The 13,179-nt window shown below is 66.8% G+C and carries 14 protein-coding genes; 6 read left to right on the top strand and 8 right to left on the bottom strand.

The window, feature by feature from the left end:
- Window positions 1-351: 351 nt before the first annotated feature.
- Together NA8_RS34000 and NA8_RS23690 are read right to left on the bottom strand one after the other, a co-directional pair.
- The gene (locus tag NA8_RS34000) at window positions 352-510 is read right to left on the bottom strand and encodes a hypothetical protein (protein ID WP_157106879.1); all 159 of its coding nucleotides are present in this window, start codon (window positions 508-510) and stop codon (window positions 352-354) included.
- Window positions 507-1,859, bottom strand: coding sequence for a phosphoribosyltransferase family protein (locus tag NA8_RS23690; protein ID WP_063052548.1), 1,353 nt, complete (start codon window positions 1,857-1,859; stop codon window positions 507-509). The genes NA8_RS34000 and NA8_RS23690 overlap by 4 nt, the downstream gene beginning before the upstream one ends.
- Window positions 1,860-2,262: 403 nt before the next feature.
- Here NA8_RS23690 and NA8_RS23685 point away from each other — a divergent pair, with 403 nt between their 5' ends.
- Together NA8_RS23685 and polX are read left to right on the top strand one after the other, a co-directional pair.
- On the top strand, window positions 2,263-4,278 hold the full coding sequence (locus tag NA8_RS23685) for an erythromycin esterase family protein (protein ID WP_174550126.1): 2,016 nt from the start codon (window positions 2,263-2,265) through the stop codon (window positions 4,276-4,278).
- A gap of 143 nt (window positions 4,279-4,421) precedes the next feature.
- On the top strand, window positions 4,422-6,158 hold the full coding sequence (gene polX, locus NA8_RS23680; protein WP_063052547.1) for a DNA polymerase/3'-5' exonuclease PolX: 1,737 nt from the start codon (window positions 4,422-4,424) through the stop codon (window positions 6,156-6,158).
- Window positions 6,159-6,187: 29 nt separating this feature from the next.
- Here polX and NA8_RS23675 read toward each other — a convergent pair whose 3' ends face one another.
- Entirely contained in the window at window positions 6,188-7,699 is a 1,512-nt protein-coding gene (locus tag NA8_RS23675) for a nicotinate phosphoribosyltransferase (RefSeq protein WP_218019502.1), read from the bottom strand.
- Between the two features lie 43 nt (window positions 7,700-7,742).
- On the opposite strand from NA8_RS23675, the gene NA8_RS23670 reads away from it, so the two are divergent.
- The 3 genes from NA8_RS23670 to NA8_RS33070 all read left to right on the top strand — a co-directional run bounded on the left by NA8_RS23670 (window position 7,743) and on the right by NA8_RS33070 (window position 9,301).
- A complete protein-coding gene (locus NA8_RS23670) occupies window positions 7,743-8,072 on the top strand; it encodes a hypothetical protein (RefSeq protein ID WP_157106878.1) in 330 nt (109 codons plus the stop codon).
- A gap of 158 nt (window positions 8,073-8,230) precedes the next feature.
- Window positions 8,231-9,094 carry a universal stress protein gene (locus NA8_RS23665; RefSeq protein WP_063052544.1) on the top strand — a complete coding sequence of 288 codons (864 nt, stop codon included), beginning with the start codon at window positions 8,231-8,233 and terminating at the stop codon, window positions 9,092-9,094.
- A 30-nt stretch (window positions 9,095-9,124) separates the two neighbouring features.
- Window positions 9,125-9,301, top strand: a complete 177-nt coding sequence (locus NA8_RS33070; protein WP_084467037.1) for a WS/DGAT domain-containing protein — start codon at window positions 9,125-9,127, stop codon at window positions 9,299-9,301.
- Window positions 9,302-9,351: 50 nt separating this feature from the next.
- Here NA8_RS33070 and NA8_RS23660 read toward each other — a convergent pair whose 3' ends face one another.
- The 3 genes from NA8_RS23660 to NA8_RS23655 form a co-directional block, all read right to left on the bottom strand.
- Window positions 9,352-9,804 carry an Hsp20/alpha crystallin family protein gene (locus NA8_RS23660; RefSeq protein WP_063052543.1) on the bottom strand — a complete coding sequence of 151 codons (453 nt, stop codon included), beginning with the start codon at window positions 9,802-9,804 and terminating at the stop codon, window positions 9,352-9,354.
- Window positions 9,805-9,967: 163 nt separating this feature from the next.
- The gene (locus tag NA8_RS33065) at window positions 9,968-10,039 is read right to left on the bottom strand and encodes a universal stress protein (protein ID WP_439957413.1); all 72 of its coding nucleotides are present in this window, start codon (window positions 10,037-10,039) and stop codon (window positions 9,968-9,970) included.
- A gap of 128 nt (window positions 10,040-10,167) precedes the next feature.
- Complete coding sequence (locus NA8_RS23655) at window positions 10,168-10,737, bottom strand: DinB family protein (RefSeq protein WP_245663968.1); 570 nt, start codon at window positions 10,735-10,737, stop codon at window positions 10,168-10,170.
- Window positions 10,738-11,185: 448 nt separating this feature from the next.
- On the opposite strand from NA8_RS23655, the gene NA8_RS34575 reads away from it, so the two are divergent.
- On the top strand, window positions 11,186-11,488 hold the full coding sequence (locus NA8_RS34575; RefSeq protein WP_174550125.1) for a hypothetical protein: 303 nt from the start codon (window positions 11,186-11,188) through the stop codon (window positions 11,486-11,488).
- Window positions 11,489-11,562: 74 nt separating this feature from the next.
- Here NA8_RS34575 and NA8_RS23645 read toward each other — a convergent pair whose 3' ends face one another.
- Both NA8_RS23645 and NA8_RS23640 read right to left on the bottom strand, forming a co-directional pair.
- The gene (locus tag NA8_RS23645; protein WP_063052557.1) at window positions 11,563-11,883 is read right to left on the bottom strand and encodes a helix-turn-helix transcriptional regulator; all 321 of its coding nucleotides are present in this window, start codon (window positions 11,881-11,883) and stop codon (window positions 11,563-11,565) included.
- A 125-nt stretch (window positions 11,884-12,008) separates the two neighbouring features.
- Entirely contained in the window at window positions 12,009-13,094 is a 1,086-nt protein-coding gene (locus NA8_RS23640) for a TerC family protein (protein ID WP_245663967.1), read from the bottom strand.
- Window positions 13,095-13,179: the final 85 nt, after the last annotated feature.

Genomic DNA, 13,179 nt, shown 5'->3' with positions numbered 1-13,179 from the left:
CCGCTCCGCACTCGGCCTGCCGCTGCGCGCTCGGCACCGGACCGGATTCCCGTCCGTCGGGACGGGCCGCGGAACGTCGTGAGATCGGCTAGCCACGGCTGGGCATCCGTCTCCGCCGCAGCCGCCCACAGCCACCGGGGTTTCACACACCAATGCCGCCTGAGAATGTCAGACCTGACCGAGTAGCTCGTATCGCGGCCGCTCACCATGCAGCCGAGCAATGGCGTCCGCCAGCAGTGCAGCGACCGAGCAAACCTCGATCGGCGAAGCCGAATCTCGATGTGCGATCGAATCGGTCACCCCGACCCGGCGCAGGCCGAGTTCACGCAGCCGCGCCGTCGCGGTCCGGTGTCAGCGGTCCGTGCGTGGCCGCGACGATGATGTCGGTAGCGTGATCGCGGCCTCGATGGTCGCTGCGGTGGAGATCATGTCATCGACGATCACGGCCTGGCGTCCGGCGACATCGCCGTGCGTATCGGCGTTGCCGGAAAGAACCCGAATCGAGGTCATGGTCGCGTCTCCGTGCGTCCGGTGCCGCCGTCGACCGCCGGTGCGGGCGACAGTTGAGCCACCAGCCAGTCACGCGCGAGTTCGGCGGCCTTTTCCAATGCGCCCGGTTCGGCGAACAAGTGCGTGGCACCGGGCACCACCGTGAGCGCGGTTTCACACGACATCTCCTGTGCCGCCAAACGATTGAGCTCCAGCACCGAATAGTCGTGCCCACCCACGATCAGCAGCGTCGGCGTCCGCACCGCCGGAAGTGCCGGTCCGGCGAGATCCGGACGCCCGCCACGCGACACCACCGCGGCGATGGCGACACCGGGATCCGCCGCGGCGCGCAAGGCCGCAGCCGCGCCCGTGCTGGCACCGAAGTACCCGATCCGCATACCGGCGACCTCGGCTCGACCGGTCAGCCATCGGGTGACGTCGAGCAGCCGCCGCGACAGCAGCGGGATATCGAAAACCCGTGCCCGATCGACCTCCTCCTCCGGAGTGAGGAGATCGAACAGCAAGGTCGCCAGCCCGGCTCGGTTGAGCACCTCGGCTACGAAGCGATTGCGCGGGCTGTGCCTGCTGCTGCCGCTGCCGTGCACGAAGACCACCATCCCGAGCGGGTTCTCGGGAATGGTGAGGTGCCCGGAAAGTTCCGTCTCTCCGATCGGGATCCGAATGTCCTCATCACGCAGTGGCGGATCCTCGCCGGATGCATGAGCCGGTGTCCCGCGGTCTCCTGCGGCACAAAGCAGCCGTTCGACCTCGGCGTCGGTGACCTGACCGAATTTGCGGTACCAGCTGCCGACCGCCCCGAACCACATGGGCATCTCCAGACAGACCACCTCGTCGGCCACCTCCCCCAGCGCCGCCAGTGTGTCACGCGGAGCCACAGGGACAGCCAGTACGACCCGTTGTGCGCCATGCGCCCAGGCAACCTGGCAGGCGGCGCGTGCCGTCGCACCGGTGGCTATACCGTCATCGATGACGATGACGGTCCGGCCCGACAGCTGGATACGCGCGTGAGCGCGCCGCAGCCGCTCGGTCCGCCGCCGCAGTTCGGCGCGTTCGCGGCGTTCCACCGTGGCGATCTCGTCGCTGGTGAGCCTCGTATAGCCGACGATAACGTCGTTGACCACCTGGACGTCGTCTTCGCCGATCGCGCCGAAGGCGAGTTCCGGCTGGTACGGCACACCGAGTTTGCGAACCACGATCACATCCAGGGGCGCGTCCAGCGCCCGTGCGACTTCGTAGGCCACGGGGACGCCGCCGCGAGGTAGGCCCACTACGACGGCATCCTCGTCCCGGAGGTACTCCAGTCGCCTGCCCAATCGACGCCCGGCATCACGGCGATCATCGAAAAGCATCGCAGACCTCCTTTCACATTCCAGTGTGATTTCGTCGCCTCCTGCTGGGCAGGTCCGATCGTCGCCGAGTGGAGAGCCGTTGGTCCTACGATGTCGCTGGTCACCTCCCGGTTCATTCGAAGCGCGACGGCTCGCCACTCACCGCTTCCTGGCCACCTGCCCCTGGCATCGTCGAATCGTGTGGTGTGTGGCGCAGGGGTGAACCGCTGGTGGGCGCGTGCCGACCGTCCGCGCCGGGCGGCCGCCACGCAGTGACCATCGTCCATGTGCCACGGGCAGGATGCCTCTTACTCCGGTGCGTACTCAGGGGCAGGCTCGTAAGTGCGCACGCGCTCGACCTGTCGGGGCGATCTGTGCGACCCGGAAGCGCCCCGGCAACCATCACCGCCGATAGGAGCACGAAATGACGTCGTCGCCGGGCATCCGTGACGAACCTCAGCCGATTTTCCGCGACCGCAGGGAGGCGGGTCGCGTCCTTGCCGGGCTGCTGCAGCATTACCGGGGAGATCCTGATGTCGTCGTCCTCGGTCTTGCTCGCGGCGGTGTGCCGGTCGCCTGGGAGATCGCCGCCGCCCTCGGCGCCCCATTGGACACGCTGATCGTGCGCAAACTCGGCGCACCGGGCAATCCTGAATACGCGATCGGCGCGCTGGCCGGCGGCGGCCGGATCGTGGTCAACGACGACATGGTCCGAGGTCTGCATCTCACCGCCGAACAGGTGCGTGCCATCGCCCGTGACGAGGCGCGGGAGTTGCTGCGCCGGGAAGCCGCCTATCGCGGCGGCCGCCGACCGATGGATGTGGCGGGCCGCACCGTGATTCTCGTCGACGACGGACTGGCCACCGGTGCGAGTATGTTCGCCGCTGTCGAGACGATCGCCGCGGGTGAGCCGAAGCGCATCGTGGTCGCCGTTCCGGCGGCGCCGGAATCCACCTGCCGAGAGTTCGAGGCATTGGTCGATGAAATGGTGTGCGCCAGTATGCCTTCCCCCTTCCTCGCGGTCGGCGACTCGTTCTGGAACTTCGCTCAGGTAACCGATCAACAGGTCCGGGAACTGCTCTCGAGTTCCCCGGCCGAGGCGTCGATCACACTGCTCGACCCCGTCGAGGCGCTACGCCGGGCATCGATCGCGGCACCCGCCGGCGTGCCATCCGACGAGGCCTTGGAAGATCTCGTCGGCGACGCCAGGTTCGTACTCATCGGCGAGAGTTCGCACGGCACCCATGAGTTCTACGCCGCACGAGCCGCGATCACCCGCTGGCTCATCACCGAGAAGGGATTCACCGGTGTCGCGGCCGAAGCGGATTGGCCCGACGCGCACCGGGTCGACCGCTATGTCCGCGCGCTCGGAAAGGATGAATCGGCGGCGCACGCGCTCAGCGGCTTCGAACGGTTCCCGGCATGGATGTGGCGCAATACCGTGGTCCGGGACTTCGTGTCCTGGCTGCGTCAGCACAACGACGAACAGCGCCGTGCGGGTGCGACGCTCACCGGCTTCTACGGCCTCGACCTGTACAGCATGCACCGCTCCATGCGGCGCGTCATCTCCTACCTGGAGACGGTGGACCCCGCCGCGGCCGAACGCGCGCGACGGCGCTACAGCTGCTTCGACCACACCTCCGAGAATGACGGTCAAGCTTACGGTTTCGCCGCCGCCTTCGGGGCGGGCGACTCCTGCCAGACCGAAGTCGTGCGCCAGCTCGTCGACCTCCAGCGCAACGCCGCCGAACACATCGATGTACACGATGGCGAAGCCCTCTTCGACGCACTGCGCAACGCCTGGACGGTCCGCGACGCGGAGGCGTACTACCGCGCCATGTTCGGCGACCGCGTCTCCTCGTGGAATCTGCGCGACGAGCACATGGCCGGCACGCTCGACGCACTCGCCCACCATCTCGACCGTCCAGGGAATCCCGCACGAATCGTGGTGTGGGCGCACAATTCCCATGTCGGAGACGCCCGTGCCACCGAACTTGCCGCCGAGGGCCAGCTTTCCCTCGGGCAGCTGGTCCGCGAAAGGCACCCGAACGTCTGCCGCATCGTCGGATTCACCACCTGCCGCGGTACGGTCACCGCGGCGAGCGATTGGGACGGCCCCGCCGAGCACAAACTCGTGCGCACATCCCTACCCAGCAGCGCCGAGGAACTGCTGCACGACACCGGCATCCCGTCCTTCATGATCCGCACCGACTCACCTGCCGGCGTCGCGGACTCTCTGCGGCATCCGCGCCTCGAACGGGCCATAGGCGTCATCTACCTGCCCGGCACGGAACGTCGAAGCCACTACTTCTACACCCGCCTCGGCGAGCGATATGACGCGATCATCCACATCGACAACACCACCGCTGTGGAACCTCTGGACCCAGGTGAGCGCTGGATCACCGACGCCACTCCGGAAACTTATCCCACCGGACTTTGACGATACGGTCACGCTCGCTCGGCATCAGGTGAGGCCATTGGTCGTTCTCGCGGTCAACCTGATGCCCCTTTGCTGCCGGGGCACTCGGTGCGGGCTCGGATCATCGGACCGAGCAAGCCCTGACCGGCTGGTGGGAGGCCGTTATGCGTTCTAATGATCTCGCTGCCCAGGCACTGTCGGACATGGCGGAGATGATCGCCATATCCGGTGGTGATCCTTACCGGGTGCGGTCCTACGAGAAAGCCGCTCGGTCTGTCGCCGGGTATCCCCTGGACATCGATACCCTCGACCGAAAAGGATTGATGGAGATCCCCGCTGTCGGCGCCCACACCGCCGACCGGCTCTTGGAGCTGCGCCGCACCGGCCACATCGCGGCATTGGAGGAACTGCACGCTCAGTTGCCCGCCGGACTGCGGGCACTGCTGGGTATCCCAGGGCTCGGGCCGCGCCGCGCCCACCAAGTGTACGAAGAGCTGGGCATTTCCTCGCTACCGGAGTTGATCACCGCATTAGGCGATCAAAGACTGCGCCCTCTGAAGGGGTGGGGTGAGACGAGCGAGCGCAATCTCGAAGAAGCGATCCGCCGGATGCAGCGGTCACAGGGACGCATCCCGTTGGCGGTCGCGCTGGACGTCGCCGACGGTCTCGTCGCCGCGCTCGCGACGATGCCCGAGGTAAGCGCAGTGGACTACGCGGGGTCGCTGCGCCGCATGCGTGACACCGTGGGCGACATCGACCTGCTCGCCGCTGTCGATGACGATCCGGACGGGGTCATGAGCCGCTTCTGCGCTCTCCCGCTCGTCGATCGGATTCTCGCGCACGGGCCGACCAAGTCGTCGATCGTGACGACTCATGGCGTCCAAGTGGATTTGCGCGTCGTACCGGCCGCGTGCTGGGGCGCCGCGCTGATGTACTTCACCGGGTCGAAAGCGCACAACATCCGCATCCGGACATTGGCTGTGCGCGCCGGATTGAAACTCAGCGAATACGGACTCGTCGAGGCCGCCACCGACCGTCCCGTGGCAGCTGCCACCGAAACGGAGATCTACGACGCCCTCGGGCTACCTTGGATACCGCCGACGCTGCGTGAGGACCGCGGAGAGGTCGAGGCGGCGGCGGCCGGGCGGTTGCCGCGTCTCGTCGAGACCACCGATTTGCGAGGCGATCTGCACCTGCACACCGATCTGACCGACGGCCTGGCCTGCGCGGCCGACATGGTCGCCGCGGCAGCGCACCGTGGCTACCAGTACTGCGCCATCACCGATCACGCGTCCCAGTTGGCGATGCAGCGCATGACCCGGGAGAAGGCTCTCGCCCAGCGACGCGAACTGCGTGAACTCGCGTCGAGGCACCGGATCGCGGTACTGCACGGCTCGGAGCTGAACATCGCCGCCGACGGCGCGCTGGACTGGGACGACGAATTCCTCTCCGGCTTCGACATCCTCATCGCCTCGGTCCATTCGCATTTCGACCTGCCCCGCGCAGAGATGACACGCAGGCTCATCACCGCCATCGAACATCCCTATGTCGACATCATCGGCCACCCCACCACCCGCGTCCTCGGCCGCAGGCCACCCATCGAATTCGACGCCGACGCCGTGTTCTCCGCCGCCGCCCGGACGGGAACCGCCATGGAGATCAACGCCTACCCCGACCGCCTCGACCTCGACGACCACCTCGTCCGGCGAGCACGCGACCTGGGAGTGGTCTTCGCGATCAACACCGACGCGCACGCCATACCGCACCTTGATCACATGCGCTTCGGCGTCGCCACCGCGCAGCGCGGATGGGCGGGGCCGCACGAGGTTCTCAACACCTGGCCGGTGCGCCGCCTGCGCGGCTTTCTCGCCAAGAAAAACCGCCAAGTCATGCCGCGGTAGGCCCTGACGACAGTTCCAGATCGAGCCCACTACGTCGTGGACGCCGCACCACCGATCGACCCCGACCAGTCCTCGGCCGAGCCGGCCAAGCGGCGCGCGGCCGCTTGGACATCGCTGGTGAGCCGACGCAGCCCCGGTGTGATCGCGGCGACCGGAGCGACCGGAGAACTCAGGTCACGAGCTTTGTCGGGCAGTTCGGCGAGATCGGCTTCGAAACGGGCGCGCCCGGCTGCGACGGTGTCCGCGGCCTCGAGCCGTCGCCCCGCGCGCATGACCGGTTCGAGAAGTGGGCGGCTGCCGCTCGGTACAGGCTCCTCACGCCGGGCGATCACATCCCGCATACCAGGGCCGCGGAAAACCTGCTTCGGACCGGGCATCGTTGCTTTGCCGGTCGACAGCTTCGCTACCGGGCGGCCGTCGTAGGCCACGAGTTTGTAGGCGCTGTCGAGGTAGGGCGCGTCCGCCGACACTCCCATGCGAGTACCGATACCGACCGCATCAATGGGAATCCCACGTGCGACGAAAGCGGCGACATCGTGCTCGTCCAACCCACCGGAAGCGAAGATACGCACTTCGGGCAGCCCCGCGCTGTCGAGCATCCGTCGCGAGCGGATCGCCAGTTCCGCCAGGTCACCGCTGTCGAGCCGGATGGCGGCGTGGCGTTGCAGACCGAGGCGGTCGATGACCTCGATGGCGTGCACGACGCCGCCCAGCGTGTCATAGGTGTCGACAAGGAGAGTCGCACGCCCGGGATGGTCGGTGACGAATGCGTAGAACGCGTCGAGTTCGGTCGGAAACGCCTCGATATAGGAGTGCGCCATGGTGCCGGCCGGACGCAGACCATACCGGCGGGCCGCTTCCACGTTGCTGGTCGCGGCGAATCCCACCATGCCCGTCAGCCTGGCGGTGAGTAGTCCGGCTTCTATGCCCTGGGTGCGCCGGAAGGCGAAATCCACCAGATCTATCCGGTCCGCTGCCGCGATGCGGCAGCGCGCCGCCTTGGTGGCGAGGGTGGTCTGCACGCTGACCTGATTGACCAGGTAGGTCTCGACCAATTGCGCCTGCGCGATCGGGGCGGTCACCTCCAGAACAGGCTCACCTGCGAAAACCATTCGCCCCTCTGGCACGGCCCACACCTCACCGTCGAAGCGGAGCGCGGCGAACGCCTCGAGACTGTCACTGCCGAAACCGGCCCCGGCGAGATAGTCGAGGTCGACGGAGGTGAAGCTGAACTGCTCCAGCCAGTCGAGGCAATCGCCGACTCCGGCGGAGACGAGAAAACCACGATTGGCGGGCAGGTTCCGGACGAACAGGCTGAAGGTGGCGAGTCCGGTCATCTGCCTGCGGAGATAGCTGTCCACCATGGTCAGTTCGTAGAAGTCGGTCAGCAGCGCGCCGGACATATGTAGAGCATGTTGCGTCCCGTGCTCCGGGTTGCAGAGGCGAAGGTCCTCATCGTCATCACTTACGGTTCGTTCCGTGACCGCCCGGGGCAGGGCAAACGCCGGCGTAAGGTCATCGGACGTTCCCGCCAGGGCCATCCGACCCTAGGCGGGCATTGGCCATGGGGACAAGGCTGGTGCCATGTCCCCCATAAGCGATTCACTCGAAGCGTCTTTGCACATCGCGCGCCGGACCGTCACCGAGCTGCCGATGCGCCTGCGCTCGGCGTTGCGCGGAATGACCGGCGCCGAGGGCGTCCACCGGGTCGCGCCCGAGGATGCCATCGCCGAACGGCTCGAGGAGCTGGAGCACCGCGTGCTGCTGCTCGGTGACACTATCTCGGTTCTCGCCCGGGGGCTCGAACAGTTGCCGAGCAACGACATCGATGATCGACGCCGGGCCGACGCGGCCCAGCAAGCCCACCGCATCCTCATCGCCGAGCATCTCACCAGCGCGTCCGCACCGCAGTAACTCGTAAGGGCAGCCCGGACGCATGCGGCGGGGTGCGCAGCCCCTCACACCTTCGTCGCGGCGTCGTGATCGCGTATCACCCTGCGTTACTGGTCCGGTAGTCGCGGTCGCTCGGAATCGGAACTCGCTGTCGCGCCAGTCGGAAAAAGGCGAAGAAGATGTCCAAGATCGGTAATCTCCCCATTCTCGTCGGCGTCGACGGATCCCCCGTCGCGCTCGCGGCGCTACGCTGGGCTGCCGTCGACGCCGCCCGCCATGAGGTGCCGCTGCACCTCCTCTACGCGATCGGTGCTCTCGGCGAATTCGGATCGGGTTTCGAGCTCGGACAGTTCGACTTCGACAGTTACCGCCGAGGCGGACTGGACGCGCTCGAAACCGCCCGCGCGACCGCCGTCGCCGAATCCGCGTCGATCGCCCAACTCGACATCAGCACCGAACTGGTGGACGCGCCTCCGATCCCGCTCCTGCGCGATCGCTCCCGGACCGCGCGACTGCTCGTTGTCGGCACCCATGGGCTCGGCGCCGTCAACCGCAGACTGCTGGGCTCGGTGAGCACCGCTCTGGCGCGCCATGCCGCATGCCCGGTCGCGGTCATCCCGGAAATCGCCGCGCCGTCGGACGGACCCGTGGTGGTAGGCGTCGACGGCTCACGCAGCAGCGTGCACGCCGTCGAGATCGCCTTCGACCAAGCCGCTTTCCGCGGTGTCGAACTCGTCGCGGTACACACCTGGTCGGATTTTCTGCGCTTCGAATCATCCGACCAAATGCAGGAGGAGGGCGAAGAATTGCTTTCCCGGAGCATCGCCGGATTCGGCGAGAGGTATCCGGAGGTTCCGGTGCACCGCATCGTGACCGAGGACCGTCCCGCCGACCGGCTTCTCATGATCGGCGACAAGGCACAGCTCATCGTCGTCGGCAGCCACGGTCGCGGAGGTTTCTCCGGAATGACGCTCGGCTCGGTCGGTCAGGCTGTCCTGCACGCGGCCGAAGTTCCCGTGATCATCGCCAGATCGGCGAGTTGACCACGGACGGAACCCGAGGTCCACCGTGCGATTGATGTCGGCACTCTGACACTCGGCGGCCGGAAAGTGATCGAGTTGTGGCCCTGCATCCCGATCGCCATGCGGGTGCGCACGACGATCGCGATCCTCAGCTACCTCGACCGGCTGACTTTCGGCATCACCGGTGACTACGACACGACCCCCGACATCGAGACGATGTCCTCGTAGCCACCGAGCCGCGCGCGTTTCCGTGGCTTCGCCGATGCCTGCGCGAGGAGTCAGCTGTGTCCGTTTCCAGCCGTTTTCTTGATTGCGATGTGCTTCTCCGGGGTCTCCGATTCGGACATCGGTACGCTCACCGTCAAGATCCCGTCTGTATAAGTGGCCTCGATGGCATCCTCTTTCGCCCCGCTGGGCAGCGGAACCGACCTGTAGAAACTGCCGTAGTGGAATTCCGAACGGGTGCCTTCTTCTTTCCGTTCGCTGCGTTCGGCCTTGATCGTCAACTGCCCTTCCCGGACGCTGATGTCGACATCTTTGGCCGGGTCGACGCCGGGCAACTCGGCCCGCAGGGTGTACGTACCCTTCTCCAGACGCTCTTCGACTCGAATCATGTGGCCCTCGAGCGACATCCAGGCAGGCCTCGATTCCAACCGAGCCATCATGTCCGACCAATCGGGAAGGGCGGGCCAGGACGGTAGCAGTGCCTGGCGAGAGGAAAGCATGCTCATAGCGTTGACTCCAATGGACAGAGTGTGGTTGATGACTATTCCGATTCCACGCGACTTCCACACTGAGCAGTAGGGTCAAGTGTCCTTCATTCGAGGACCCCCGCCCCAGCCCGACCGGTCGACTGCGCGCGCACCCAGAGACGCTGTCCGCTGGCCTGCCCGGTCATCGTGGGTGAACGACCATGACCGGGCACGAAGCATGCTGCACCAGACTATCGGCGGTCGAACCGAGCAGTATGCCCGCGAACCCGCCTCGGCCACGGGCTGCCCACGACCAGCCACTGCGACATCACCACCGAATTCCTCGATCGATCAACTTTCGGGTCTCGGTTTCGGTGAGGCGGTTGATCTTAGGCAGACTCTTCAGCTGTTCCTCGAACGCCGCAGCCCGGTGCGCTGAGCCGGCGCGCTCACCGCGTTCCAGTGAGTGAGTTGGCGTCGATGGTGGTCGTAATGGCGGCCGGGATAAGCGTAGATGTTGGCAAGGGTCATGTAGTCGGTGAAGTAGGGATCCCACCGGGTGGGGTAGTGCATTCCGCGCTGAAATGCGGTGTCTGGTTCGTGCGCCAGCGAGTGTTGCAGCGAGCCGATCACCTGGTCGAGCTTCGCTCCCATCCGGTGGCGGTTGTAGACGCGGGCGGCCCAGCACGAGCCGTAGTAGTTGATCACATCGAACGGCGCTGTCGCGGCGTTGAGGACTGCGGCGAACCCGCGACCGATGCCCTCGGGCAGTCGGCTCATCATGCGCAGAACGATCAGCAGCCGTCGCACCACCATGTACCCGAACAGCATGTGGAACAGCAACTGTTCGTTGCTCCAGCGGGTCCCCGCCGAAGCCTTGCCCCAGTCGTCCTCGCCCGCCATATCCAGCAGGGTGTGAAAGTCGGCCCGCGCTCGCTCCAGATCGGCGGCGAGCACACTTCTATCCGTCATCGGTTCTGGCATGACGCCTCGATTCCATGGCCGAAAGATCCGCCGCCGGCGTGGCAGTCTCCATCCTCCAGCCGACACCTCAGGCTGCACAACCGCCACCTGACCGGTGAAGACCGGAGGGGCGTTCCTGAACCGGTGTGACGGTCTAGGGGTTCCACCGGGCCTGCGGTGGGTCACGAACACCGGTCCGCGGGTGCGGCCGCGGATGAGTCTGGGTAGCAGGCGGGCGATGCCGGCGTCCCAATACACGGTCTCGAGGACCTGTTCGTGGTGGGCGGGTCCGCGGCGGCGGGTGCGGGGTGTGGCGCCTTTGGACTTCACCCGGGCGCACCGGCCCGACTGGTCGAGGTCTTCGATGTTGAGCTGGAGTATTTCCTCTGCGCGAGCACACGTTTCATACAGCATCCGCCAGAGTGTCTTCTCGCGCAGGTGGATCTCGCGGCGGGCGATGAGCCGGTCGATCGCGGTCCGTGAACGTACCGGGGCTTCGGAGTCGGGCGGGGTCGAGCGTCTGGCCGAGGCCGGGATGCTCGGTGCGGTCCAGCCCTGTTCGGCGCACCAGCTCAGCCATTTGCCGACCGCGGCGCGGCGTGCGTTCCAGGTGTTGACCGCCGCGGCACCCCACAGCGTTTCCAGGGCCGCGCCGATCTCGGCGTCGGTGACCGAGTCCAGGGCGCGGCTGGGCCTGATCAGCCCGTCGGGGCCGGGGCCGTCGATCGCGTCGACGGTCTTGACGATGGCGATGCCGTAGGCGCGGCGGGTGTTGGCCGGGCCGATGGTGTCGAGGAACGCTTCGGCGGCAGTGCGCAGGGCGCGGGCGGGGGTTCAGCGCAGGGCGGTGATGAGTTCGTCGATGGTGTGGTGGGATTCCAGCGGGTGACGCAGGCGGCCGTCGCCGTGGATGGTGTAGGTGTTGCGGCGGCCGTTCTTGACGCTGGTGAGGTAGCCGTCGGCGACGAGGTCGGCGATGGTGGCTTGCACGGCGCGTTCGGTGATGCCGATGGCCTGGGCGAGTTCGCGCATGGTCAGGTCGCCGTTGCGCGACAGGCACAGCAGCACGTGGGCGTGGTTGGTCAGGAAGGTCCAGCCCCGCGACGCCGGGGTTGGTGGTGCGGGGGCGGGTTCGGCGGTGTCGCGGGTGGGCATACCCGCACGATAGACCATCGTCATTTCCGGTATCCACCTTCCGGCATTGGGTGGGCAGGGGGTGGGCATGCCGTCAGCTGCGCGGCGCGGGGGCCGGGCGCAGCTGACGGTCGGTGCGGGCTGGTTCAGGGTGTCCGGTCCCCGCGCTCGGGGCCGGTCGGGGTGAGCAGGGCCGGGTCGATCAGTGTCTTGCCGTGGGCAGGGGCACCGACCTGCGCGGTCTCCTCGCCCATCTGGGCCTCGACCGGCTCGCCGGGCCCGCTCTGGTCGACCGGGTCGGCGTGGGCGCCGGTGCCGGCCGGGCTGGTGCGGGTGCGGGTCCAGCTGGCGGTGACCGCGACGGCGAGGATGGCGATGACCACGGCCAGGGAGATGGTGGTGGGGATCTTGTAGATCTCGAGCAGCAGCATCTTGATGCCGACCCAGACCAGCACGACGGCGAGGCCGAGTTTGAGGTAGATGAAGCGGTGCATCAGGTCGGCGAGCATGAAATACATCGCCCGCAGGCCGAGGATGGCGAAGGCGTTGGAGGTGAACACCAGGAACGGTTCGCTGGTGACGGCGAAGATGGCGGGGATGGAGTCCACGGCGAAGACGATGTCGGTGGTCTCGACCAGCACCAGCACCGCCAGCAGCTGGGTGGCCAGCCGGCGGCCGCCTTCCTTGACCCAGAATTTCTGGCCGCGGTAGCCGTCGGTCATCGGGACCAGGCGCCGGAATCCGCGCAGGACCAGGGATTTGTCGGGGTCGATGGTCTCGTCGCGGTGCCGCGCCATCTTGATGCCGGTCGCGACCAGGAACGCGCCGAAGACGTAGAGGATCCAGGCGAAGCTGGCGATCAGGATGGATCCGGCGGCGATGAACACCCCACGGAAGATCAGGGCGCCGAGCACGCCGTAGAAGAGCACCCGGTGCTGGTACTCCCGGGGCACGGCGAAGTAGCTGAAGATGACGGCGAAGACGAACACGTTGTCCACCGCCAGGGATTTCTCGATGACGTAGCCGGCGAAGTACTGGGCAGCGAACTCCCCGCCCCACCACCACCAGATGCCGGTGCCGAACGCGACGGCCAGCGCGACCCAGATCCCCGACCAGATCGCGGCCTCGCGCACGCTCACGACATGGGCGTTGCGGTGGGCGAACAGGTCCACCGCCAGCATGACCAGGATGACTGCTAGCACTGCTGGCCACATCCACAACGGAACCGGCATGAGCACGAACCTCCGGGTTTCCAAGACGGTGTCGGGACCGGCCGCCCGTCCTCGCGGGACTCCTCCGGCGAAGCAGCACATCCCG

It is taken from the genome of Nocardia arthritidis NBRC 100137 (assembly GCF_001612765.1).
GTDB lineage: Bacteria > Actinomycetota > Actinomycetes > Mycobacteriales > Mycobacteriaceae > Nocardia > Nocardia arthritidis.
This window is presented reverse-complemented; position numbering and strand designations above follow the sequence as displayed.